The organism is Pseudoxanthomonas daejeonensis (genome assembly GCF_022637495.1).
In the GTDB taxonomy this organism is placed as follows: domain Bacteria; phylum Pseudomonadota; class Gammaproteobacteria; order Xanthomonadales; family Xanthomonadaceae; genus Pseudoxanthomonas; species Pseudoxanthomonas daejeonensis.
Map to the genome: position 1 here is coordinate 665,709 of NZ_CP093331.1, position 22,307 is coordinate 688,015.

A 22,307-nucleotide genomic window follows, 5' to 3' on the forward strand; every position below is an offset into this window, starting at 1 on the left:
GGGGCAAACACGAGGAGCGCAATGCAAGTCCAAGTACACGAGTCGAACCTGCAACTGGGCGTGATCGGCAACGGCAGCTTCGGCGCGCTGGTCGACGCCCGCGGACGCGTGGTCTGGGGATGCCTGCCCGCGTTCGACGGCGATCCGGCCTTCTGCGCGCTGCTGTCGCCGCGCGAACACGAGGGTGGCGACTTCGGCATCGAGCTGGAGGACTTCGCCCGTTCCGAACAGGCCTACGTGCCCAACACCGCGGTGCTGCGCACGGTCCTGCACGACAGCCAGGGCGGCGCGCTGGAGATCCTCGACTTCGCCCCGCGCTGGCGGCAGAACGGGCGCTTCTACCGGCCCGTCTCGATCATCCGCCGGATCACCCCGCTGTCGGGCAGTCCCCGCATCCGCGTGCGCGCGCGGCCGCTGGCCGACTGGGGTGCGCGCGTGCCCGAGCACACCTGGGGCAGCAACCACATGCGCTGGCTGTTGCCGGGCTTCACCCTGCGCCTGAGCACCGACGTCCCGGTGCGTTTCGTCCGCGACGGGCTGCCGTTCGTGCTCAGCCATCGCCTGCACCTGGTGCTGGGACCGGACGAGCCGCTGGCGCGCTCGATCGAAGGCTACGTGGAGGAGGCGCTGACGCGCACCCGCGACTACTGGCGCGAATGGGTGCGCTACCTGTCGATCCCGCTGGAATGGCAGGAGGCGGTGATCCGCAGCGCGATCACCCTCAAGCTGTGCCAGTACGAGGACAGCGGCGCGATCATCGCGGCGATGACCACCTCGATCCCGGAAGCGCCGGGCTCGTCGCGCAACTGGGACTACCGCTACTGCTGGCTGCGCGACGCGGCCTTCGTGGTGCGCGCGCTCAACCGGCTGGGCGCGACCCGCAGCATGGAGGAGTTCCTGCGCTACATCTTCAACATCGCCACCCATGACGGCACGCTGCAGCCGCTGTACGGCATCGGCTTCGAGGAGAAGCTCGAGGAACACGAAGTCGGATCGCTGGCCGGCTACCGCGGCATGGGCCCGGTGCGGCGCGGCAACCTGGCCTGGATCCAGAAGCAGCACGATGTCTATGGCAGCGTCGTGCTGGCCTCCACCCAGCTGTTCTTCGACCAGCGCCTGGTGGATCCGGGCGATGCCCACGCCTTCGCCCGGCTCGAGCCGCTGGGCGAACGCGCTTTCGCCCTGCACGACGTGCCCGATGCCGGCCTGTGGGAGTTCCGGGGCCGCGCCGAGGTCCACACCTACACCGCGGCGATGTGCTGGGCCGCCTGTGACCGCCTGGCCAAGATCGCTTCGCGGCTGGGCCTGGACGGCCGCGCGGCCTACTGGCGCGATCGCGCCGACACCATACATGCCGCCACGCTGGAACAGGCATGGCGGCCGGACGCCAACCACTTCAGCGCCTCGTTCCAGAGCGATTACCTGGACGCGTCGCTGCTGCTGCTGGCCGACATCGGCTTCGTCGCCGCCGACGATCCACGTTACGTCGCCACGGTCGAGGCCATCGGTCGCGAACTGCGGCACGGCGACGGCGTGTTCCGCTACGTCGCCCCGGACGATTTCGGCACGCCGGAAACCAGCTTCACCATCTGCACGTTCTGGTACATCGACGCGCTGGCCGCGATCGGGCGCATGGACGAGGCGCGCGAACTGTTCGAGCGCGTGCTGGCCCGGCGCAACCACCTCGGCCTGCTTTCAGAAGACATGGCCTTCGAGGACGGCGAAGGCTGGGGGAACTTCCCGCAGACCTATTCGCACGTGGGCCTGATCATCGCCGCGATGCGCCTGTCGCGTTCCTGGCAGGAAGCCTCGTGAGCCGGCTGGTGGTCGTTTCCAACCGGGTCTCCCTGCCCGGCGAGAACCGCGCCGGCGGCCTGGCGGTGGCCTTGCAGGCGGCACTGGGCGAGCGCGGCGGCCTGTGGTTCGGCTGGAGCGGGAAAGTCGTGCGCGGCCCCGGTGGCGAGGTGCACGAACAGCGCGACGGCGAAATCCGCTACGTCACCGTCGACCTGGACCGCGCCGACCACGACGCGTACTACAACGGCTTCTCCAACCGTACGTTGTGGCCGTTGCTGCACTTCCGCCTGGACCTGGTCGACTACGACCGTGCCACGCGGGAAGGGTACCGGCGGGTCAACGCCCTGTTCGCCGACAAGCTCGCGCCTTTGCTGCGCGAGGACGACACGGTCTGGATCCACGACTACCACCTGATCCCGCTGGCGTCGCTGCTGCGCGAGCGCGGGATCGGCTGCAGGATCGGCTTCTTCCTGCACGTGCCGGTGCCGTCGGCGGACCTGCTGATGGCCATGCCCGACCACCAGCGGCTGATGTCGACCCTGTATTCATACGACCTGGTCGGCTTCCAGACCCGTCGCGACAGGGACCGCTTCCATTCCTACGTGCGGCTTTACGGGGGTGGCAGGATCGTCGGCGACGACGAGCTCGAGGCACCGGGCGGGCGTCGCTTCAGGACCGGCGCCTTCCCGATCAGCATCGACACCGCGCACATCGCGCGGCAGTCGGCCGCGGCGATATCCAAGCCGGCGGTGCGCCAGCTGCAGACCAGCCTGGAGCGGCGCATGCTGGCGATCGGCGTGGACCGGCTGGACTACTCCAAGGGCCTGCCCGAACGCTTCCACGGTTTCGAGCGCTACCTGCAGCGCCATCCGGACCAGAAAGGCAGCCTGACCTACCTGCAGATCGCGCCGGTTTCGCGCGGCGACGTCGGCGAGTACCAAGTGCTGCGCAGCCAGCTCGAGCAGATCGCCGGGCACATCAACGGTGGTCACGCCGAACCGGACTGGACACCGTTGCGCTACGTCAACCGCAACTTCCCGCACCCCACGCTCACCGGCTTCTACCGCAGCGCGCGCGTGGGCCTGGTCACTCCGTTGCGCGACGGCATGAACCTGGTCGCCAAGGAATACGTGGCCGCGCAGGATCCGGAGAACCCCGGGGTGCTGGTGCTCTCGCTGCTGGCCGGCGCGGCGCAGGAAATGGGCGAGGCGCTGCTGGTCAATCCCCACGACCTGGACGGCGTGGCCGACGCCATCGCCAGTGCCGCGACGATGCCGCTGTCCAGGCGCAAGGAGCGCTGGCACGCGATGTTCGACTACCTGCGCATCCACGACATCCACGCCTGGCGGCGCAGCTACCTGGCGGCACTGGAATCCTGCGGAGCCACCGGCGGGATTACGCCGGACGGATGAACGCCACCGTCGCCATCCGCCCGGTGCGTGCGTCGCGACGGTGCGAGTAGAAGCGCGGCACGTCGGTGATCGTGCACAGGCCACCGCCGTGGATGGACGCGGCCGGGATGCCTGCCGCCTGCAGGCGACGACGCGCCAGCGCGTACAGGTCCACGCGCCAGTGGCCGGGGCGGGTCGCGGCAAACGCGTCCGCCGCGCCGGGATCGGCGCCGACGAAAGCCTCGCGCACCTCGACACCGATCTCGTAGGCCTGCGGCCCGGCCGCCGGCCCCAGCCACGCGACCAGCCGCGACGGTGGCGTGTGCATCGCCGCCACGGTCGCTTCGAGCACGCCCGAGGCCAGGCCGCGCCAGCCGGCGTGCGCGGCGCCGGCTTCGCTGCCGTCCACGGCGGCGAACACGACCGGCAGGCAGTCGGCGGTGAGGATCGCCAGCACCGCGCCGGGCGCGGATGTGACCGCCGCATCGGCTTCGGGCTCGTCATCGATGCTGGCCTGGGTCGCCAGCGGCGCGTCGAAACGCATCACCCCGGTGCCATGCACCTGGCGCAGCCAGTACGGCGGCGCGGGTAGCCCGGCCCCCTGCAGCAGTGCGTCGCGGTTGCCCGCGACCACATGCGGATCGTCGCCGCTGCGCGCGCCGAGGTTGAAGCTTTCGAAAGGCGCGACCGAGACGCCCGCGCCATGGCGCAGCGTGGTGAACGCGACCACGCCCGGCGGAGCGGGCCAGTTCGCGGGCAGCAGCGCGCGGTCGATGGACGCGTGTTCCGGCCGGAGGTTCATCGGATCAGCGGCGCTGGCTTTCGTCCCAGGCGCGGGTGTCTTCGCGCAACGCGCGCAGCAGTTCCACCAGGTCGGCCGGCACCGGCGCCGATACGCGCACCTGCTCGCCACTGACCGGATGGGTGAACTCCAGCGTCTCGGCGTGCAGCGCCTGGCGCTTGAACCCGCGCAGGCGCGCGGCCAGGGTTTCGGTCGCGCCCTTGGGCAGCTTCAGCGGACCGCCGTACAGCGGATCGCCGACGATCGGATGGCGCAGGTGCTGCATGTGCACGCGGATCTGGTGCGTGCGGCCCGTTTCCAGCCGGCATTCCAGCGCGGTGTGGTTGCGGAAGCGCTCGCGCAGGCGGAAGTGGGTCACCGCCTCCTTGCCGTCCTCGCGCACCGCCATGCGCAAACGGTCGCGCGGGTGGCGGTCGATCCCGGCGCTGGCGGTGCCGCCGGAAACCAGCGCGCCCACGACCACGGCCAGGTACTGGCGATGCACCTCGCGCGCGGCCAGCTGCGCGACCAGCCCGGTGTGCGCCGGCAGGGTGCGGGCCACGACCATCACCCCGCTGGTGTCCTTGTCCAGGCGATGGACGATGCCGGCGCGCGGCAGCATCGACAGGCCCGGATCGCGGTGCAGCAGCGCGTTGACCAGGGTGCCGGACGGATTGCCCGCGCCGGGATGCACGACCAGGCCGGCCGGCTTGTCCAGCACGAACACGTCGGCGTCCTCGTAGAGGATGTCGAGCGGGATGTCCTCGGGCTCGGCCTCGGTCTGGACCTCGGCCACCGCGGCCAGGGTCACCGCCTCCCCGCCCCGCACCAGGTCGCGCGGGCGCGCGGGCTGGCCGTCCAGCAATGCGTCCCCGGACTTGATCCAGGTCGACAGGCGCGAGCGGGAGTATTCGGGGAACAGGTCGGCCAGCACCGCGTCGAAGCGGCGGCCGGCGGACTCGTCGGGAACGATGGCCTGCCGGGGCGACGGCAGATCGGAGGGGTCGGGTGCGGACAGGGACATGGAAAAAAGCCGGTGCGGGGACGGTCCGGCACTGGGAGTCAGTCGCCGGACAGGCCACTAGGCTATCATCGGCCCTTCCGTTTCCGCGCCTTACGCCCCCGATGGCCCATCGCTCCCGCTTCGCCCTCCCCGCCCCGCTGCGCCTGGCCGCCCTGCTGCTGGCGCTGGCCTTCCTGGCCACCGGCTGCGGCCGCAACAGCAAGGAAGACGCCGACGAGGGCCTGGCGGTCACCGAGCTCTACGACAAGGCCCACGGCCAGATGGTGCGTGGCAACTGGTCGGAAGCGGAGAAGACCTTCAAGCGGCTCGTCGCGCAGTACCCGTACGGTGCCTATACCGAGCAGGCGCTGATGGAGACCGCCTACGCCCAGTTCAAGGCCGGCAAGCACGAGGACGCGGTAGCCACCATCGACCGCTTCATCCGCACCTACCCGACCCACCGCAACATCGCCTACTTCTACTACCTGCGCGGCCTGTCCAACTCCAACCGCGACGCGGTGTTCCTGCAGCGGGTGTGGTCGCTGGACCCCAGCCGGCGCGACCTGGCGTCGCCGCAGCAGGCCTACGACGACTTCTCGCGCGTGGTCCAGCGCTATCCCAACAGCCGCTACGCCGCCGATGCGCGCGAGCGCATGGCCGAACTGCGCGACCTGTTCGCCCGCCACGAAATGGACATCGCGCTGTACTACATGCGCCGCGGCGCCTGGCTGTCGGCGATCAGCCGCGCCCAGTACATCCTCGAGACCTACCCGCAGAGCGCCTTCCAGAACGACGCGATCGCCGTCCTGGCCGCCGCCTACACGGAACAGGGCAACGAAACGCTGGCCGCCGACGCCCGGCGCGTGCTGCAGCTCAACGACCCCGAGCACCCTTTGCTGCACGGCAGCTGGCCGGACTATCCGTGGGCGATCCGCAAGCTGAACCCGTTCGCGGGCGAGGTCTCGCCGACCGGCCAGCGCAACGCGACCCGCGACTGACACGCGGGCCGACGCGGCATCGATACAAGGAAAGGCGCGCCCCTGGCGCGCCTTTCGCGTTTCCGGGCCCTGACGCGCCGCTGCAAGATCTTGCAGGAGCGGGGTCCAGCCCGTGACACCGAGGTTAGGGACGGGCAATGCCTCGGAACTCCGACGTCCTCGGTGTCGCGGTCGTGCCCGCTCCTACATAGCGACCGCTGCGGCGCGGGTGTTGTAGGAGCGGGGTTCAGCCCGCGACACCGAGATCGGGGGACGGGCGACGCCTCGCGGCTCCGATGCCCTCGGTGTCGCGGTCGCGCCCACTCCTACGGAGTGGCCGCTGCAGGGTGGGGTGTGATTCCGCGCGCGAGGGGGCATCAGCCCCCGAAGCCATTACTGACCGGATAGCGCCGCTCGCGGCCGAAGGCGCGTCGCGACACCTTCGGTCCCGGGGCGGCCTGGTGCCGCTTCCATTCGCTGGTGCGCACCAGCCGCAACACCCGGTCCACCACTTCGGCCGCGTAGCCGGCGGCGACGATCTCGTCGCGCGACTGTTCCTGGTCGACGTAGCGGTAGAGGATGCCGTCGAGCACGTCGTAGGCCGGCAGCGAGTCCTGGTCGGTCTGGTTGGCGCGCAGCTCGGCCGAAGGCGGCCGCGTGATCACCGCCGGCGGGATCACCGGCGCACCACCGACCGTGTTGCGCCACTTGGCCAGGCCGAACACCTCGGTCTTGTACAGGTCCTTCAGCGGGGCGTAGCCGCCGCACATGTCGCCGTAGATGGTCGCGTAACCGACCGCGTATTCGCTCTTGTTGCCGGTGGTCAGCAGCAGTCCGCCGAACTTGTTGGACAGCGCCATCAGGATCGCGCCGCGGCTGCGCGACTGCAGGTTCTCCTCGGCGATGCCGGATTCTTGGCCCTCGAACATCGCTTCCAGCGCCTGCAGGAAGCCGGTGAACGCCGGCTCGATCGCCACCGTTTCCAGCTTCACCCCGAGCGCGGCGCACTGCTCGGCGGCCAGGTCGTTGGACAGGTCGGCGGTGTAGCGCGACGGCAGCCGCACTGCGGTGACGTTGTCCGCGCCCAGCGCGTCGACCGCCAGCGCCAGCACCAGCGCCGAATCGATCCCGCCCGACAGGCCCAGCCAGACCCTGGAGAAGCCGTTCTTGCCGCAGTAGTCCTGGATGCCGCGCACCACCGCGCGCCAGGCCAGCGCATCCATGCTCTCGTCGCCATCGTCCATCCACTGCATCGGCATGAACCGGCGCGAGGCGACGTCGTAGTCGACCACCAGCCACTGGTCGGTGAACGCGGCCGCCGCCGGATGCACGGTGCCGTCGCCGTCGGCCACCACCGAGGCGCCGTCGAACACGACCGCGTCCTGTCCGCCGACCAGGTTGAGATACGCCAGGGCGGCGCCCGATTCGCGGGTGCGCCCGGCCAGCAGCGCGTCGCGCTGGGCGTGCTTGCCACGCTCGAACGGCGAAGCGTTGGGTACCAGCACCAGCTGCGCGCCGGCGGCCACCGTATCGGCCAGCGGCTCGGGAAACCACAGGTCCTCGCAGACCAGCACGCCCACCGGCACGCCTTCGACGTCGAACACGCAGGACCCGCCGTTGGGGTCGACCTCGAAGTAACGGCGCTCGTCGAACACCGCGTAGTTGGGCAGCTCGCGCTTGCGGTACGTCGCCTCGATGCGGCCGTCGCGCAACACGCTGGCGGCGTTGTAGAGCACGCTGCCGGCCGATTCGGGCCAGGGAACGACCGCCACGATCCCGGTCGCGGCCTTGGCCACCTCGCGGACCGCCGCCTCGCAGGCAGCCAGGAACGACGGCCGCAGCAGCAGGTCCTCGGGCGGATAGCCGCTGATCGCCAGCTCGGGGAACAGGACGATGTCGGCGCCGAACTCGTCGCGGGCCTCGGCGATCATCGCGCCGATCCGCTCCGCGTTGCTCGCGACCGCGCCGACCGGGAAATCGAACTGGGCCAGGGCAATACGCAGGGAATCCTTCATGACGTCGACCGTTCGTGGGATGGGCCCATGATACCGGCGCGACGTTGCGGACTGTGGTCGTGCCCGCCGCCGCGGCGATCAGTCGCGCTCGAACTCGGCAATCTCGTCCAGCAGCGCGCGGCCGCGGCGGATCGCATCGCTCTCGTCGAGGAAGCCGCCCTCGCGCCCCGCACGCCGTGCGCGACGGCTGGAAATCCAGGACAACGCGTACGTGCCCAGCCATCCGGCCACGCCCAGCGCCAGGCTGATCTGGATCCACAACGGCGTTCCGGCAGCCGGGTCCACCTCGCCCAGGCCGGCGAAGGCGACCACCACCAGCACCCACATCACCCACCACGGCGCACCGCACACGTTCGCGCTGATCGCGTAGATGCCGCGCAGCCGCGCCATCTGCTTCTGGATCCGCAGCACCGGCGCCGAGTAGTCGAACGTACCGATCATTCCCAGGGTGATCCCGGCCAGCGCCACGTGCGCCACGCCGAAGGCATGCACCAGCAGGCCGGTCCAGAACAGCCCCGGCACCGCCGTGTTGCGCGTCCAGCACGCCACGCCCAGCACGATCAGGCCGATCCCCAGCAAGGCCTGCAAGCCTTGTCCCCAGGCGAGCGGGCGCAGGCCGCGGCGCACGTGCTCGAGCTTGCGTTCGCGCAGCAGCTGCCACTGCAGCGCCTCCTGCCGTTCCAGCTGCCGGCCCAGCACCTGCCAGGCGTTCTTCAGTTCGTCGAGTTCCATGGTCGTGTCCATCGGATATCCGGTCGTGGGATCAGTCGTGGAAGGAGGCGGCGGCGTAGTCGCGCAGGCGCTGCTTGATCCGCCCGATGCGGGTGGTGACGTTGCTCTCGCCGATGCCCAGCACCTCGGCGATCTCGCGCCCGCTGCGTTCCTCCAGGTAGAGCAGCAGCAAGGCACGGTCGAGCGGACCGAGCGTAGCCATGAACCGCTGCAGCAGGCGCAGGCGCTCGTGCGTTTCCGGATCGAACGCCGCGCCGCCAGCCAGGGTGTCGGCATGGTCGTCCAGCGGCACCGAGCGCTCGGCACCGGCCTGCCCGCGCAGGAACGAGATCGCAGTGTTGAGCGCGATCCGGTACATCCAGGTCGAGAAGCTGCGCGCCGGGTCGTAGCCAGGCCACGCCCGCCACAGCTGCACCGCGATCTCCTGGGCCAGGTCGGCCCGATCCTCGGCGCTGCGCGCATAACTGCCGGCGATCTTGAGGACGATGCCACGATGCCGTTGCAGCAGCGCATCGAACGCCTGGGCCGGGGTTTCGGTCATGGGTGTGGCGAGTTCCATCCGGGATCGCTTCCGTGGGTCATTGTGTCCAATGCACGGGTGATTCGCCGGCCCGGCCGGTTTGTCACGCCCCCCTGCCTGCCTGCCGCGGTGGAAAGCCCCGGAGTCGGGCCTCGACAGCGCCGGCGGCGCAGCGGAAAGCCCGGCGGCGGGCTCGGGAGCGCCGGCGTTGGGTCGGAGGGCGGCAAGAGCGCAGCTTCGGGCTGAGCCGCGGCAGTACGGGTCGGGGCTCCGCTCCGGCGCCATGAAGCCACCGCCCGCTCCCATGCCCTATCAGCGGCAAGCCCGTCGCATGGCGAAGGCCGCGGCGAACGCCAGCGACAGGGTCCACAGCACGGCCACTCCCCCGCCGTTGCGGTGCCTGCCCGCTCCTCGCCACCTCCATCGAAGCCGCGACCTCAACGCCCCCGAGGACGCCGTCCTGTCGGGGTGTGGCGCAAGTGGCACATGGATGTGCCACGGCCCGAGTGCGGACAGGGATGTCCGCCCGAGGGGTAAGCCACACCCCGGCAGGACGGCGGCCCCGGCCGGAGCCGGCGCTTCTGCTGCATAACGCTGGCAAGACAGCAAAAAAGAAGGCCGCCCGGAGGCGGCCTTCTTCGTGTCGCGCAGTCGCGTGGATCAGCCGCCCAGGCGGGCCTTGATCGCAGCGCCCAGGTCGCCCGGCGAGCGGACCGTGGTCACGCCGGCCGCTTCCATCGCGGCGAACTTGCCCTCGGCCGTGCCCTGGCCGCCCGACGCGATCGCGCCGGCGTGGCCCATGCGCTTGCCCGGAGGGGCCGAAGCACCGGCGATGAAGCCGACGACCGGCTTCTTCACGTACTGCTTGATGTACTCGGCGCCTTCTTCCTCGGCGCTGCCGCCGATCTCGCCGACCATGATGATGCCTTCGGTCTGCGGGTCCTCGTTGAACAGCTTGAGGCAGTCGACGAAGTTCAGGCCGTTGATCGGGTCGCCGCCGATGCCAATGCAGGTCGACTGGCCCAGGCCCACGTCGGTGGTCTGCTTGACCGCTTCATAGGTCAGCGTGCCCGAGCGCGACACGATGCCGATCTTGCCCGGCATGTGGATGTGGCCCGGCATGATGCCGATCTTGCACTCGCCCGGGGTGATCACGCCGGGGCAGTTCGGGCCGATGAGGGTCACGCCCTCGTAGCCGTTGAGCACGTTCTTCACGCGCAGCATGTCCAGCACCGGGATGCCCTCGGTGATGCAGACGATGACCTTGATGCCGGCCGCGGCCGCCTCGAGGATCGCGTCGGCCGCGAACGGCGGCGGCACGTAGATGACCGAAGCATCGGCGCCGGTGGCCTTGACCGCATCGGCGACGGTGTTGAACACCGGCAGGCCGATGTGGGTCTGGCCGCCCTTGCCCGGGGTGACGCCGCCGACGACCTTGGTCCCGTACTCGACCATCTGCTCGGCGTGGAAGGTGCCCTGCTGGCCGGTGAAGCCCTGCACGATCACCTTCGTGTTCTTGTTAACGAGGACGCTCATTTTCTAATCCTTGCTCGTCGCGGGTCGCTTCCGGCGCGCCGCATGCTCGCGGCGCGACCGGTGGCGGATTGCCGCAGGAATGGGTTCAGGCGGCGACCGCGGCGACCGACTTCTTGGCGCCGTCGTTGATGTCGTCGGCGGGGATGATGGCCAAGCCGCTGTCCTTGAGCAGCTGCTTGCCTTCTTCCACGTTGGTGCCTTCCAGGCGCACGATCACCGGGATCTTGACCCCCACGTCCTTGACCGCGGCGATGATGCCCTCGGCGATCATGTCGCAGCGGACGATGCCGCCGAAGATGTTGACGAAGATCGCCTTGACCTTGTCCGAGGACAGGATCAGCTTGAACGCGGTGGTCACGCGCTCCTTGGTGGCGCCGCCGCCGACGTCGAGGAAGTTCGCCGGCTCGCCGCCATTGAGCTTGATCACGTCCATGGTCGCCATCGCCAGGCCGGCGCCGTTGACCATGCAGCCGATGTTGCCGTCCATGGTGACGTAGTTGAGGTCGTGCTGGCTGGCCAGCACCTCGGTCTCGTCTTCCTGGCTCTTGTCGCGCATGGCGACCAGGTCGGCATGGCGGAAGCTGGCGTTGTCGTCGGAATTGATCTTGCCGTCCAGCGCGTACAGGTCGCCGCTGTCCAGGATCGCCAGCGGGTTCAGCTCGACCAGGGCTAGGTCCTTCTCGTTGAACAGGCGGTACAGCCCGGTCATGATCTTGACCAGCTGGCCGACCTGCTTGGCGTTCAGGCCCAGGGCGAAGCCGACGTCGCGCGCCTGGTAGGGCTGCAGGCCTTCGACGAAGTTCACGTTGAGGGTCTGGATCAGGTGCGGGGTCTCGGCCGCGACCGTCTCGATGTCCACGCCGCCCTCGGACGAGGCGATGTAGGTGATCGACTTGCTGCCGCGGTCGACCAGCACCGACAGGTAGAGTTCCTTGGCGATCTCGCCGGCCTCGGTGACCAGCACCAGGTTCACCGGCAGCGCCACGCCGGCGGACTGGTAGGTCGCCATCTTGGTGCCGAGCATGCCGATGGCCGCGTTGAACACGTCGTCGGTGGTCTTGCAGAACTTGACGCCGCCGGCCTTGCCGCGGCCGCCTGCGTGGATCTGCGCCTTGACCATCCACGGACCGCTGCCGAGGGACTTGGCCGCGTCTACCGCTTCAGCCGGAGTGGACGCGACGCGTCCCGCCGGGACCGGGATGCCGTAGTCGGCAAACAGTTGTTTCGCCTGGTACTCGTGGAAATTCATGCTTCACCAGTGGGGTGGGGAACGACCGCCGGGCCGGGTGCCGGGTCCGGGCAAACAAGGCCGGGGCTGTCGGGGCGGGGGCGATATTGTCGCCGACAACGCGGCGGCGGTGCAAAACGCGGCCCCCGCAGGCCCGGAACGGCCGCCGGGGCGGCCTGCCCCGCCGCCGCCGCCGGGCCGGGGCGGCGTGAATCGACCCTATACTGGCCCGCGCGCGACATGGAGTCCCTGCTTGGCCGCCTCGCTTATCAACCGCATCGAGTCGATCCCCCGGCGCGAGCTGTACTTCTTCAGCCTGTACCGGGTGCTGGAAGCGGCGATCCTGGCGGCGCTGGTATTCAGCCCGATCGCCGCAATGATCGGCGACGCGCGCAACGTCACCCTCGGCGGCACCGTGGCCGTCTTCTACATGGTCGCCGCCGTGGCCCTGCTGCTGCTGGGCCGCAACGAGCGCTGGCTGGTGCCGCTGGTGTTCGGCGGGGCCTGCATCGACATCCTCGCCGCCACCCTGATCACCCACGCCCTGCCCTCGGTCGCGGCCGGCATCGCGATGATGCTGCTGTTCAACGTGGCCGCCGCCGCCATGCTGCTGCCGCTGCGCTTCGCCATGAGCATCGCCGCGCTGGCCAGCCTGGCCCTGGTGGTGGAATACCTGTGGTCGAGCCTGGCCGACGGCGAGCCGCCACGCTCGCTGGCCGAGCTGTCCATGTTCGTCACCAGCTACCTGGCCCTGGCCTGGCTGGGCAACCAGATCGGCCACCGCGCCCGCTCCAGCCAGCGGCTGGCCGAGCAGCGCACCGCCGAGGTCGCCAACCTGGTGGAGATCAACGAACTGATCATCCGCCGCATGCGCACTGGCGTGCTGGTGGTCGACGCGGACAACAGCATCACCCTGGCCAACGAAGCCGCCTCGCTGCTGCTGGGCGATGGCGGCGAGGCCAGCAGCGGCGGCCTGAACCAGATGGCGCCCGAGCTGTCCCGGCGCCTGCAGCGCTGGCGCAACGGCTGGCAGGTGGACGACACCCCCCTGCAGCTGTTCCCGGACCAGCCCGAGGTCCAGCCGCGCTTCGCCCGGCTGCTGGCCGACAGCGAGCTGACCCTGGTGTTCCTGGACGACACGACCGTGGTCTCGCGCCGGGCCGAGTCGCTGACCCTGGCCGCGCTGGGCCGGTTTTCGGCCAGCCTGGCCCACGAGATCCGCAACCCGCTGGCGGCGATCAACTACGCGGTGCAGCTGCTGGAGGAGTCGCGGAACGTGGATGACGCCGACCGCCGCCTGCTGCAGATCATCCACCAGCAGTGCCTGCGCACCAACGGCATCGTCGAGAGCGTGCTCGGCCTGGCCCGGCGCGAGCGCGCCAACCCGGAGAACATCGACCTGGGCGGGTTCGTGCGCCGCTTCGTCGACGACTACCGGCAGACCCTCTCGATCGAGACCGACAGCCTGGAAGCGATCGTGCCGGCGCAGCCGGTGCAGGCGCTGGTCGACCCCAAGCACCTGCAGCAGATCCTCACCGCGCTGGTGCACAACGCGCTCCGGTACGGCCGGATCATGGACGAGCCCTCCCGGGTCCGGCTGCGGGTGTTCCAGGACGGGCGCAATGCCTATGTCGACATCCTCGACCGTGGCCCCGGCATCCCCGAGGGCGTGATCGCGCAGCTGTTCCGGCCGTTCTTCACCACCTCCGAGCACGGCACCGGGCTGGGCCTGTACATCGCCCGGGAGCTGAGCCGGGCCAACCAGGCGACCCTGGACTACGTCCCGGTCCCGGGTGGCGGCGCCTGTTTCCGGGTCGCCCTGCAGGGGCCGAACACGATCCTGTCTTTGTGACGCCCATTCCAGACTTGGCCCGAATCGCCGACTCGGCTATCGTTCCGGCATGAGCCCTGGCCGCAGTGCATTGATCGTCGACGACGAGCGCGATATCCGCGAATTGCTGGTACTGACGCTGGGTCGCATGGGGTTGCGGGTCGATACCGCAGCCAACCTTTCCGAAGCCCGCGAACTGCTGGGCAACAACCGCTACGACCTGTGCTTCACCGACATGCGCCTGCCCGACGGCAGCGGCATCGAACTGGTGGGCGAGATCTCGCGCAACCATCCGCAGACCCCGGTGGCGATGATCACCGCCTTCGGCAGCATGGACCTGGCGGTGGAGGCGCTGAAAGCCGGCGCCTTCGACTTCGTCAGCAAGCCGGTGGACATCAACGTCCTGCGCGGCCTGGTCCGCCATGCGCTGGAACTGAACAACACCGAGCGGCCCAAGCCGCCGCCAACCCCGCCCGAGCAGGCCAGCCGCCTGCTCGGCGAGTCCACCGCGATGGCCACCCTGCGCGCCACCATCGCCAAGGTCGCGCGCAGCCAGGCCCCGGTCTACATCCTGGGCGAGTCGGGCGTGGGCAAGGAGCTGGTCGCCCGCACCATCCACGAGCAGGGCGCGCGTGGCGCGGGGCCGTTCATCCCGGTCAACTGCGGCGCGATCCCGGCCGAGCTGATGGAGAGCGAGTTCTTCGGCCACAAGAAGGGCAGCTTCACCGGCGCCCATGCCGACAAGCCGGGCCTGTTCCAGGCAGCCAGTGGCGGCACCCTTTTCCTCGACGAAGTCGCCGAGCTGCCCCTGCCGATGCAGGTCAAGCTGCTGCGCGCGATCCAGGAGAAGTCGGTGCGCGCGGTCGGTGCCGCCGGCGAAGTGCCGGTGGACGTGCGCATCCTCTCGGCCACGCACAAGGACCTCGGCCAGCTGGTCGCCGACGGCCGCTTCCGCCACGACCTCTACTACCGCATCAACGTGATCGAGCTGCGCGTTCCGCCTTTGCGCGAGCGCACCGGCGACCTGCCGCAGCTGGCCAGCGCGATCCTGCAGCGCCTGGCCGCCGGGCAGGGACGCGACGCGATCGCACTCACCCCCGCGGCGATGGACGCGCTGGCCGGCTATGCCTTCCCCGGCAACGTGCGCGAGCTGGAGAACGTGCTCGAGCGCGCCCTGGCCCTGGCCGAAGGCGACAGCATCGACACGTCCGACCTGCACCTGCCACAGGCCATCACCCGCAGCGGCTCGCCGTCGGACCCTGCAAACCCGGCCCAGGCCGTGCAGGCCGAAGCGGTCCTGGACCTGGACCCGGGCACCGGCGCCCTGCCCTCGTACATCGAACAGCTCGAGCGCGCCGCGATCCAGAAGGCGCTGGAAGAGAACCGCTGGAACAAGACCCGGACCGCCGCGCAGCTGGGCATCACCTTCCGCGCGCTGCGCTACAAGCTCAAGAAGCTGGGGATGGACTGAGGCCTGGCGGCCCGGTTACCCGCGGCATGGCGCCTGCGGCGCTTCGACACGGTCCTGGACAAGGCATGCGCCCGATGGCGACGCGTCCGCGGGCATGCGCCGCCATGGGAATCGAGAAGCGGAATGGCAAAGGCACCCGGCCCGGCTCCCGCCGGCGATAATGGCGCATGAGCAGCAGCCACCAGCCCAAGAAGTCCCTCGGCCAGAATTTCCTGCACGAACGCGTCTACATCGAGCGCATCGTCCAGGCGGTGGATCCGAAACCGGGTGACCGGGTGGTGGAGATCGGCCCGGGCCAGGGCGCGATCACCCTGCCCCTGCTGCGCCGCCATGGCGCGCTGACCGTGATCGAATTCGATCGCGACCTCGTGGGCCCGCTGGCCGCGATGGCCGAAGGCGTCGGCGACCTCACCATCGTCCATCGCGACGTACTGTCGGTGGACTTCACCGCGCTCGCCGCGGGCACGCCCTTCAAGCTGTGCGGCAACCTGCCCTACAACATCTCCTCGCCGATCCTGTTCCATGCACTGGACCACGCCGCGTCGATCCGCGACATGGTCTTCATGCTGCAGAAGGAGGTGGTCGACCGGATGGGCGCCGGGCCCGGCAGCAAGGTCTACGGACGGCTGAGCGTGATGCTGCAGGCGTATTGCCAGGTGCAGCCCCTGTTCGTGGTGCCGCCGGGTGCGTTCCGCCCGCCGCCGAAGGTGGATTCGGCCGTGGTGCGACTGGTGCCGCGCGACCCGGCCACGGTCGGCATCGAGGATCGCAAGCGCTTCGCCGACGTGGTGCGCGCCGCGTTCGGCCAGCGCCGCAAGACCCTGCGCAACGCGTTGAACGGCGTTTGCGACGCCGCCCAGTTCGAGGCCGCCGGCGTCAGTCCCGATGCGCGTGCCGAGCAGATCGAGGTCGCGGCGTTCGTTCGCCTGGCCAACGCAAAGGGCGCGTAACCCCTCGCAGGTCCGTCCGCTCCACCCTGCCCCTGTAGGAGCTGACATCAGACGCCCTCGGAATCAGGACGCCGTCGCCCGAGCCCAGGGCGTCGGTGTCGCAGCCTGAAGTCAGCTCCTACAAAAGCGCTGCCACCATGGAATCGGCATACAGGTGCCGCAGATGGCGGCGCCTGCACCGTACATGCACGACCCGGGAACCCAGCCAGGTCGTATCGCGGGCCACGACCCGTTGCGCGAACCCCTGGAAACACGCGTCCCGGAGGGCCCGTATCGCAGCCGCGGATCCTTCCCCTCGGCCATCACGCGCTTTTTGCTTAAACTGTCCGCATGCAGTATTCGAAGCCCTACGCGATCGACGTGGAAGTGGAGCCGCGCTTCCTCGCGGACCAGTCCGAGCCCGACTCCGGACGCTACGTGTTCGCCTACACCATCCGCATCCGCAACAGCGGCCGAGTCGCCGCGCGCCTGCTGGCGCGCCACTGGCACATCACCGACGGCAACGGCCGCATCGAGGAAGTGCATGGCGACGGCGTGGTCGGCGAGCAGCCCTGGCTGGAGCCGGGCGAGGATTTCGAATACACCTCCGGCGTGGTGCTGGAGACCGGCGACGGCGCGATGCAGGGAAGCTATGAATTGCTGGCTGCCGACGGCACCCGCTTCGATGCACCCATCGCCCCGTTCCTGCTGACCGTACCGCGGACGCTCCACTGAGGCCGCCGCGATGAGCACCTGGGCCATCGGCGACCTGCAGGGGTGCTACGACGCCACGCAGCGCCTGCTCGAACGGATCCGCTTCGATCCGTCCGCCGACACGCTCTGGTTCTGCGGCGACCTGGTCAATCGCGGCGGACAGTCGCTGGAAACCCTGCGCCTGGTCCATTCGCTGCGCGAGCGTAGCGTGGTGGTGCTGGGCAACCATGACCTTTCGCTGCTGGCCATCGGCGAACGTCCGCCGGCCGAGAAGCGCAAGGTCAATCCGGACCTGCAGCGCGTGGTGCTGGCCGAGGACAGCGGCGAACTGCTGGGCTGGCTGCGACGGCAGAAACTCGTGCATGCCGACCGCGCACTGGGCTGGATGATGGTCCATGCCGGCCTCGCCCCGCAGTGGACCACGCAGCACGCCGAGCAGTACGCCGGCGAGATCGAGCAGCAACTGCGCGGCGACGGCTACCGCGGCCTGCTCCGCAACATGTACGGCGATCGTCCGAACTGGTCGTCGGGCCTGCGCGGGCACGATCGCTGGCGCGCGACGATCAACTGGTTCACCCGTGCGCGCTACTGCACCCCGCGCGGACGCATCGCGATCGAGGAGAAGGGTCCGCCCGGCACCCAGGCCGCCGGCCTGTATCCCTGGTACGAGGCGCCGGGCCGCGTCGAGCGCGACCTGAAGATCGTCTGCGGCCACTGGTCCACGCTGGGTCTGACCCTCACCCAGGGCATCCACGCCATCGACACCGGCGCGGTCTGGGGCGGCAAGCTCACCGCGCTGCAGCTGGACAGCGAGGAACTGCGCGTCGTCCAGGTGCCGGGTCGCGACGTGCAGGCACTGCCGCCGCACCTGCGCCGGGAATAAGGCCGGCGGCGATGCCGCCCCCACAGGGAGCGCCCTGCCCGGGCTTTGCGGGTCGGACCTCAGCTCGCGCGTGCGTAGTCGACGAACTGGAAGGCGTGGGCATGCTTCGCATCGGCAGGATGCGGTTCGCGCGCCAGCGCCTGCCATTGGGCAGGGTCCCAGGCCGGGAAGAACGTGTCCGCATCGGCGACCACCGTGTCGACCTCGGTCAGGTGCAGCACGTCCGCGCGCGGCAGGGCCAGCGCATAGACCTCGCCGCCACCGATCACGCACAGCTCCTGCGCGCCTTCGTCCTGCGCCAGCGAGATCGCCTCCTCGATCGAGGCCACCGCAACCATGCCGTCGAACGGTACCGATCCGCCGCGGGTCAAGACCAGGTTCGTGCGCCCGGGCAGTGCCCGACCGAGCGATTCGGCGGTCCTGCGGCCCATCAGGACCGGCTTGCCCAGGGTCAACGCCTTGAACCGCTTCAGGTCGTCCGGCAATCGCCACGGCAGGTCGTTGCCACGACCGATGCCGCGGTTGCGGTCCAGCGCCGCGACCAGCGAAACCTTCATCGCGCCTAGACCGCCACCGGCGCCTTGATCGCCGGCAACGGCTCGTAGCCTTCGATCGCGATGTCCTCGAAGGTGAAGTCGAACAGGTCCTTCACCGCGGGATCGAGCCGCAGTGTCGGCAGCGCGCGCGGCGTGCGCGACAGCTGCTCGCGCGCCTGCTCGTAATGGTTCGAATACAGGTGGGCGTCGCCCAGCGTATGCACGAAGTCGCCGACCTCCAGGCCCGTCGCCTGCGCCACCATGTGGGTCAGCAGCGCGTAGCTGGCGATGTTGAACGGCACGCCGAGGAAGATGTCGCCGCTGCGCTGGTACAGCTGGCAGCTCAGGCGCCCGTCGGCGACATAGAACTGGAACATCGTGTGGCACGGCATCAGCGCCATCTTCGGCAGGTCGGCCACGTTCCAGGCGCTGACGATCAGCCGGCGCGAATCGGGGTTGCGCCGGATCTCGTCGACCACCCAGCGGATTTGGTCGATCTCGCGGCCGTCGCTGCCGGTCCAGCGCCGCCACTGCTTGCCGTAGACCGGACCCAGTTCGCCATCGTCGTCGGCCCACTCGTCCCAGATGCTGACCTTGTTGTCCCTCAGGTAGGCGACGTTGGTCTCGCCCTTCAGGAACCACAGCAGCTCGTGGATGATCGAGCGCAGGTGCAGCTTCTTGGTGGTGACCAGCGGGAAGCCTTCGGCCAGGTCGAAGCGCATCTGCCAGCCGAACACGCTGCGCGTGCCGGTGCCGGTGCGGTCGGCCTTCTCCGTGCCGTGTTCGAGCACATGACCGAGCAGGTCGAGGTACTGCTTCATTTGGCGGCCTCCCGTGCCGTGGCGGGCAAGGGCTGCAGCACCGGCGCGTTATGCGACCGCCACAACAGGTAAAGGCCCAGCGCGACCAGCGGCAGGCTCAGCACCTGGCCCATGGTCAGCCAGCCGAACGCCAGGTAGCCCAGCTGCGCGTCGGGCATGCGCACGAACTCCACGGCGAAACGGAACACGCCATAGAGCAGCGCGAACATGCCGGCCACCGCGTAGCGCGGCCGCGGCCTGGCGGAGAACCACCACAGCACGCAGAACATCACCAGTCCCTCGAGGACGGCCTGGTAGAGCTGGGAGGGATGGCGCGCGAACGCGTCGAGCGCGCCGGCATCGAACTGTGCCTGCAAGGCCGCCGGGTCCAGCCCGCGGTACTGCTCGGGCAGGCCGGTCGGGAACACCACGCCCCAGCCGGCCTCGGTGTACTTGCCCCACAACTCGCCGCCGATGTAGTTGCCGAGCCGGCCGAAGCCCAGGCCCGGGGGCACCAGGGGCGCGACGAAATCCATCGTGTCGAAGAAGTGCAGCTTCTGCCTGCGTGACCAGAACCAGGCCGCGGCCAGCACGCCGAGCAGGCCGCCGTGGAAGCTCATGCCTCCGTCCCACACGCGGAACAGCATCAGCGGGTCGCTCATGAACTCGCCCAGCGCGTAGAACAGGACGTAACCCAGCCGCCCACCCAGCACGACACCGAGCATCGCGTAGAACAGCAGGTCCGAATAGGCGTTGCCATCGACGCCGGGCAGGCGACCGGCGCGGATCCGCCGTTGGCCGAGCCACCACGCCATGCCGAAGCCGAGCAGGTACATGATCCCGTACCAGTGCACGCGCACCGGTCCCAGCGACAGGGCGATCGGATCGATCTGGTGCAGGACGATCATTGCGCGAGGGCTCCGGGGAACTGGGCCCCATTGTGCCCGAGCCCGGCGTCGCGGCGCGCGCTCAACCGCCCTCGCGCCCGGCCGCAGCACGTGCAACGCGGAACGGCCGCGCGGCGCAACACTGTCCCCGCCTCGTGGAATCTTGGCGCGGCCGGTGCCCTACAACAGCACCGGCCGGTCGGGCAGCTCGTCGCGGCTGGCACCGGTGGCGGGGTAATGCCGGGCCAGCAGGATGGATATCCGCTCGATGCCCGCCACCACGGCCGATTCCAGCGCCTCGCCACCGGCCATTGCCTGCTCGAGGGCATGGCACACCGCTTCCCACTCGGCATCGGCGACCCTGTCGTGCAGGCCGCGGTCGGCGACGATCTCGATCGCGTGGTCGGCCAGCAGCAGGTACAGCAGCACGCCGTTGTTGGAGCCGGTGTCCCACACCCGCAGGCGGGCGAAGACTTCGTGGGCGCGCTCGCGCGGCGCCATGCCGTCGACCAGCGCGCGCCAGGGCAACCCCGCCTCGACCGCGAACACCACCTCGCCGTCGTGCAGGCGCTCGCCGGCAGCGATGGCTGTCGCGATCCGCTCCAGCCGCGCGGCAGGGAACTGGCGCGCGGCCGAAGGCGCGAACAGATGGCGCAGCCAGCGCATCACCACCGCCCCGAGGCGCCACCGCCCCCGGACATGCCACCACCGCCTGACCAGCCACCACCGCCGCCTCCAAACCCGCCACCGCCCCGGCCGCCACCACCGAAGCCACCGAAGCCGCCTCCGCCCCAGCTACCGCCGCCACCATGGCCTGCCCAGCGCCCGCCACCACCGCCGAGGCTGGCAAGGCCGACCAGCAAGCCGATCACGCCGCCGGCCAGGCCGGTCAGCAGCAGCGAGGACACGAACCAGGCCACGCCACCGGAGGCGGCTGCCACCAGCGGCGCACGCACCGGGCGCGGCAACTTCCCGAAAATGCCGCGCGCCACCTGGGCGACGACGAAGGCGATGAACAGCGCCGGCAGCCACGCCCCGCGCCCGGAGGATCCGGACGGTGGGTTGCGGCTGACCGGTGCCGGCAACGGCTCGCCATCGATGACCTTCACCAGCACCGCGGTGGCGTCCTCGATCCCGCCCCCGAAATCGCCCTGGCGGAACTTCGGCACCAGGTATTCCTGGATCACCCGGTTGGCGATCGCGTCGGGAATCGCGCCTTCCAGGCCGTAGCCGGTCTCGATCCGGACCGCGCGATCGTCCTTGGCCACCAGCAGCAGCACGCCGTCGTCCACGCCCTTGCGGCCCAGCTTCCAGGCCTCGAACACGCGCACGGCGTACTGCTCGATGCTGTCGGGCTGGGTGGTCGGCACCACCAGGACCTGCAACTGGCTGCCCTTGCGCTGCTGCAGGGCGCGCGCCTGTGCATCCAGGCGCCGCACGGTGGCGGCGTCCAGGGTGCCGGTCGTGTCGACCACCGGCGCGTCCAGCGGCGGCACCGGCGCCGGCGCGGCCGGCTGCGCCCACAGCGGCGTGCAGGCCAGCAGCAAGCTCAGGCCACACAGGCGCAGGGCGCGGGAAATCATCCGTGCGGCCGGATCAACCACCCGGTGCGGGCGGCGGCGGGGGCTGCGGCGCCGACGGTGCGGCAGGCGAAGGCGGGCCGAAGTCGACACTGGGCGCACGCTGGATCTGCGCTTCGTTCTCGACGCTGAAGTTCGGCTTCTCGCGATGACCGAAGATCTTGGCGGTGATCAGCTGCGGGAACGAGCGGATGAAGGTGTTGTAGTCCTGCACCGTGGCGATGTAACGGCCGCGGGCGACGGTGATCCGGTTCTCGGTGCCTTCCAGCTGCGCCTGCAGGTCGCGGAAGGACTGGTCGGCTTTCAGGGTCGGGTAGTTCTCGCTCACCACCAGCAAGCGCGACAGCGCCGAGGAAAGCTCGCCCTGCGCTGCCTGGAACTGCTGCAGCGACGCCGGATCGTCGGCATTGACCTGGACCTGGCCGACCCGGGCGCGCGCCTCGGTGACATCGGTCAGCACCTGGCTTTCGTGCGCGGCATAGCCCTTGACCGTGTTGACCAGGTTGGGCACCAGGTCGGCGCGGCGCTGGTACTGGTTCAGGACCTCGGACCAGCCGGCCTTGACCGCCTCGTCCTTCTGCTGGATGGCGTTGTAGCCGCAACCGGACAGCAGCACGGTGAGCGCGACGATGGCCGCGACGATGATCGACCTGCGGAGAATTCCTTGCATGGCACGGCTCCTGTGTCCGGAATGGC

21 protein-coding genes are annotated in these 22,307 nt (G+C 69.8%); 8 read left to right on the top strand and 13 right to left on the bottom strand.

Going from position 1 to position 22,307, the window contains the following annotated elements:
- Positions 1-21 precede the first annotated feature (21 nt).
- Complete coding sequence (locus tag MNQ95_RS03130; protein WP_241953774.1) at positions 22-1,815, top strand: glycoside hydrolase family 15 protein; 1,794 nt, start codon at positions 22-24, stop codon at positions 1,813-1,815.
- Positions 1,812-3,209, top strand: coding sequence for an alpha,alpha-trehalose-phosphate synthase (UDP-forming) (gene otsA / locus MNQ95_RS03135; RefSeq protein ID WP_241953775.1), 1,398 nt, complete (start codon positions 1,812-1,814; stop codon positions 3,207-3,209). The genes MNQ95_RS03130 and otsA overlap by 4 nt, the downstream gene beginning before the upstream one ends.
- Here the strand turns inward: otsA and pgeF are convergent.
- Positions 3,193-3,990, bottom strand: a complete 798-nt coding sequence (gene pgeF, locus MNQ95_RS03140) for a peptidoglycan editing factor PgeF (RefSeq protein WP_241953776.1) — start codon at positions 3,988-3,990, stop codon at positions 3,193-3,195. The genes otsA and pgeF overlap by 17 nt on opposite strands.
- A gap of 4 nt (positions 3,991-3,994) precedes the next feature.
- Positions 3,995-4,993, bottom strand: a complete 999-nt coding sequence (gene rluD / locus MNQ95_RS03145; protein ID WP_162411563.1) for a 23S rRNA pseudouridine(1911/1915/1917) synthase RluD — start codon at positions 4,991-4,993, stop codon at positions 3,995-3,997.
- Positions 4,994-5,094: 101 nt separating this feature from the next.
- On the opposite strand from rluD, the gene MNQ95_RS03150 reads away from it, so the two are divergent.
- Complete coding sequence (locus MNQ95_RS03150) at positions 5,095-5,970, top strand: outer membrane protein assembly factor BamD (RefSeq protein ID WP_162411562.1); 876 nt, start codon at positions 5,095-5,097, stop codon at positions 5,968-5,970.
- Between the two features lie 356 nt (positions 5,971-6,326).
- Here MNQ95_RS03150 and MNQ95_RS03155 read toward each other — a convergent pair whose 3' ends face one another.
- The 5 genes from MNQ95_RS03155 to sucC form a co-directional block, all read right to left on the bottom strand.
- Complete coding sequence (locus MNQ95_RS03155) at positions 6,327-7,964, bottom strand: NAD+ synthase (RefSeq protein ID WP_241953777.1); 1,638 nt, start codon at positions 7,962-7,964, stop codon at positions 6,327-6,329.
- A gap of 78 nt (positions 7,965-8,042) precedes the next feature.
- Complete coding sequence (locus MNQ95_RS03160; RefSeq protein WP_241953778.1) at positions 8,043-8,708, bottom strand: serine/threonine protein kinase; 666 nt, start codon at positions 8,706-8,708, stop codon at positions 8,043-8,045.
- Between the two features lie 19 nt (positions 8,709-8,727).
- Complete coding sequence (locus MNQ95_RS03165) at positions 8,728-9,237, bottom strand: sigma-70 family RNA polymerase sigma factor (RefSeq protein WP_238390431.1); 510 nt, start codon at positions 9,235-9,237, stop codon at positions 8,728-8,730.
- A 639-nt stretch (positions 9,238-9,876) separates the two neighbouring features.
- On the bottom strand, positions 9,877-10,752 hold the full coding sequence (gene sucD, locus MNQ95_RS03170) for a succinate--CoA ligase subunit alpha (RefSeq protein WP_162411558.1): 876 nt from the start codon (positions 10,750-10,752) through the stop codon (positions 9,877-9,879).
- Between the two features lie 85 nt (positions 10,753-10,837).
- A complete protein-coding gene (gene sucC, locus MNQ95_RS03175; RefSeq protein ID WP_162411557.1) occupies positions 10,838-12,001 on the bottom strand; it encodes an ADP-forming succinate--CoA ligase subunit beta in 1,164 nt (387 codons plus the stop codon).
- Positions 12,002-12,233: 232 nt separating this feature from the next.
- Between sucC and MNQ95_RS03180 the strand changes: the two genes are divergently transcribed.
- The 5 genes from MNQ95_RS03180 (at position 12,234) to MNQ95_RS03200 (ending at position 17,808) form a co-directional block, all read left to right on the top strand.
- The gene (locus MNQ95_RS03180) at positions 12,234-13,832 is read left to right on the top strand and encodes a sensor histidine kinase (RefSeq protein ID WP_241953779.1); all 1,599 of its coding nucleotides are present in this window, start codon (positions 12,234-12,236) and stop codon (positions 13,830-13,832) included.
- Between the two features lie 49 nt (positions 13,833-13,881).
- Positions 13,882-15,282 (top strand): sigma-54-dependent transcriptional regulator, encoded by a 1,401-nt coding sequence (locus tag MNQ95_RS03185; protein ID WP_241953780.1) that lies wholly within the window; start codon positions 13,882-13,884, stop codon positions 15,280-15,282.
- Between the two features lie 167 nt (positions 15,283-15,449).
- A complete protein-coding gene (gene rsmA / locus MNQ95_RS03190) occupies positions 15,450-16,232 on the top strand; it encodes a 16S rRNA (adenine(1518)-N(6)/adenine(1519)-N(6))-dimethyltransferase RsmA (protein ID WP_241953781.1) in 783 nt (260 codons plus the stop codon).
- Between the two features lie 330 nt (positions 16,233-16,562).
- The gene (apaG, locus tag MNQ95_RS03195; RefSeq protein ID WP_162411553.1) at positions 16,563-16,946 is read left to right on the top strand and encodes a Co2+/Mg2+ efflux protein ApaG; all 384 of its coding nucleotides are present in this window, start codon (positions 16,563-16,565) and stop codon (positions 16,944-16,946) included.
- Positions 16,947-16,956: 10 nt separating this feature from the next.
- The gene (locus MNQ95_RS03200; RefSeq protein WP_241953782.1) at positions 16,957-17,808 is read left to right on the top strand and encodes a symmetrical bis(5'-nucleosyl)-tetraphosphatase; all 852 of its coding nucleotides are present in this window, start codon (positions 16,957-16,959) and stop codon (positions 17,806-17,808) included.
- A gap of 59 nt (positions 17,809-17,867) precedes the next feature.
- Here the strand turns inward: MNQ95_RS03200 and MNQ95_RS03205 are convergent, their stop codons facing one another.
- The 6 genes from MNQ95_RS03205 to MNQ95_RS03230 all read right to left on the bottom strand — a co-directional run bounded on the left by MNQ95_RS03205 (position 17,868) and on the right by MNQ95_RS03230 (position 22,281).
- On the bottom strand, positions 17,868-18,365 hold the full coding sequence (locus tag MNQ95_RS03205) for a dihydrofolate reductase (protein ID WP_241953783.1): 498 nt from the start codon (positions 18,363-18,365) through the stop codon (positions 17,868-17,870).
- A gap of 5 nt (positions 18,366-18,370) precedes the next feature.
- Positions 18,371-19,165, bottom strand: coding sequence for a thymidylate synthase (locus tag MNQ95_RS03210; RefSeq protein WP_241953784.1), 795 nt, complete (start codon positions 19,163-19,165; stop codon positions 18,371-18,373).
- Positions 19,162-20,052, bottom strand: a complete 891-nt coding sequence (gene lgt / locus MNQ95_RS03215) for a prolipoprotein diacylglyceryl transferase (RefSeq protein WP_241953785.1) — start codon at positions 20,050-20,052, stop codon at positions 19,162-19,164. Before lgt ends, MNQ95_RS03210 begins: the two co-directional genes overlap by 4 nt.
- Before the next feature lie 159 nt (positions 20,053-20,211).
- Positions 20,212-20,697 (bottom strand): TPM domain-containing protein, encoded by a 486-nt coding sequence (locus tag MNQ95_RS03220; RefSeq protein ID WP_241953786.1) that lies wholly within the window; start codon positions 20,695-20,697, stop codon positions 20,212-20,214.
- The gene (locus MNQ95_RS03225) at positions 20,697-21,614 is read right to left on the bottom strand and encodes a TPM domain-containing protein (RefSeq protein WP_241953787.1); all 918 of its coding nucleotides are present in this window, start codon (positions 21,612-21,614) and stop codon (positions 20,697-20,699) included. Before MNQ95_RS03225 ends, MNQ95_RS03220 begins: the two co-directional genes overlap by 1 nt.
- Positions 21,615-21,627: 13 nt before the next feature.
- On the bottom strand, positions 21,628-22,281 hold the full coding sequence (locus tag MNQ95_RS03230) for a LemA family protein (protein WP_241953788.1): 654 nt from the start codon (positions 22,279-22,281) through the stop codon (positions 21,628-21,630).
- Positions 22,282-22,307 lie beyond the last annotated feature (26 nt).

Bases quoted from the DNA above. Each gene is read 5' to 3' on its own strand.
- MNQ95_RS03130 (WP_241953774.1), top strand. From the start codon at position 22: ATGCAAGTCCAAGTACACGAGTCGAACCTGCAACTGGGCGTGATCGGC.
- pgeF (WP_241953776.1), bottom strand. From the start codon at position 3,990: ATGAACCTCCGGCCGGAACACGCGTCCATCGACCGCGCGCTGCTGCCC.
- rluD (WP_162411563.1), bottom strand. From the start codon at position 4,993: ATGTCCCTGTCCGCACCCGACCCCTCCGATCTGCCGTCGCCCCGGCAG.
- MNQ95_RS03150 (WP_162411562.1), top strand. From the start codon at position 5,095: ATGGCCCATCGCTCCCGCTTCGCCCTCCCCGCCCCGCTGCGCCTGGCC.
- MNQ95_RS03155 (WP_241953777.1), bottom strand. From the start codon at position 7,964: ATGAAGGATTCCCTGCGTATTGCCCTGGCCCAGTTCGATTTCCCGGTC.
- MNQ95_RS03160 (WP_241953778.1), bottom strand. From the start codon at position 8,708: ATGGACACGACCATGGAACTCGACGAACTGAAGAACGCCTGGCAGGTG.
- MNQ95_RS03165 (WP_238390431.1), bottom strand. From the start codon at position 9,237: ATGACCGAAACCCCGGCCCAGGCGTTCGATGCGCTGCTGCAACGGCAT.
- sucD (WP_162411558.1), bottom strand. From the start codon at position 10,752: ATGAGCGTCCTCGTTAACAAGAACACGAAGGTGATCGTGCAGGGCTTC.
- sucC (WP_162411557.1), bottom strand. From the start codon at position 12,001: ATGAATTTCCACGAGTACCAGGCGAAACAACTGTTTGCCGACTACGGC.
- MNQ95_RS03185 (WP_241953780.1), top strand. From the start codon at position 13,882: ATGAGCCCTGGCCGCAGTGCATTGATCGTCGACGACGAGCGCGATATC.
- rsmA (WP_241953781.1), top strand. From the start codon at position 15,450: ATGAGCAGCAGCCACCAGCCCAAGAAGTCCCTCGGCCAGAATTTCCTG.
- apaG (WP_162411553.1), top strand. From the start codon at position 16,563: ATGCAGTATTCGAAGCCCTACGCGATCGACGTGGAAGTGGAGCCGCGC.
- MNQ95_RS03200 (WP_241953782.1), top strand. From the start codon at position 16,957: ATGAGCACCTGGGCCATCGGCGACCTGCAGGGGTGCTACGACGCCACG.
- MNQ95_RS03205 (WP_241953783.1), bottom strand. From the start codon at position 18,365: ATGAAGGTTTCGCTGGTCGCGGCGCTGGACCGCAACCGCGGCATCGGT.
- MNQ95_RS03210 (WP_241953784.1), bottom strand. From the start codon at position 19,165: ATGAAGCAGTACCTCGACCTGCTCGGTCATGTGCTCGAACACGGCACG.
- lgt (WP_241953785.1), bottom strand. From the start codon at position 20,052: ATGATCGTCCTGCACCAGATCGATCCGATCGCCCTGTCGCTGGGACCG.
- MNQ95_RS03220 (WP_241953786.1), bottom strand. From the start codon at position 20,697: ATGCGCTGGCTGCGCCATCTGTTCGCGCCTTCGGCCGCGCGCCAGTTC.
- MNQ95_RS03225 (WP_241953787.1), bottom strand. From the start codon at position 21,614: ATGATTTCCCGCGCCCTGCGCCTGTGTGGCCTGAGCTTGCTGCTGGCC.
- MNQ95_RS03230 (WP_241953788.1), bottom strand. From the start codon at position 22,281: ATGCAAGGAATTCTCCGCAGGTCGATCATCGTCGCGGCCATCGTCGCG.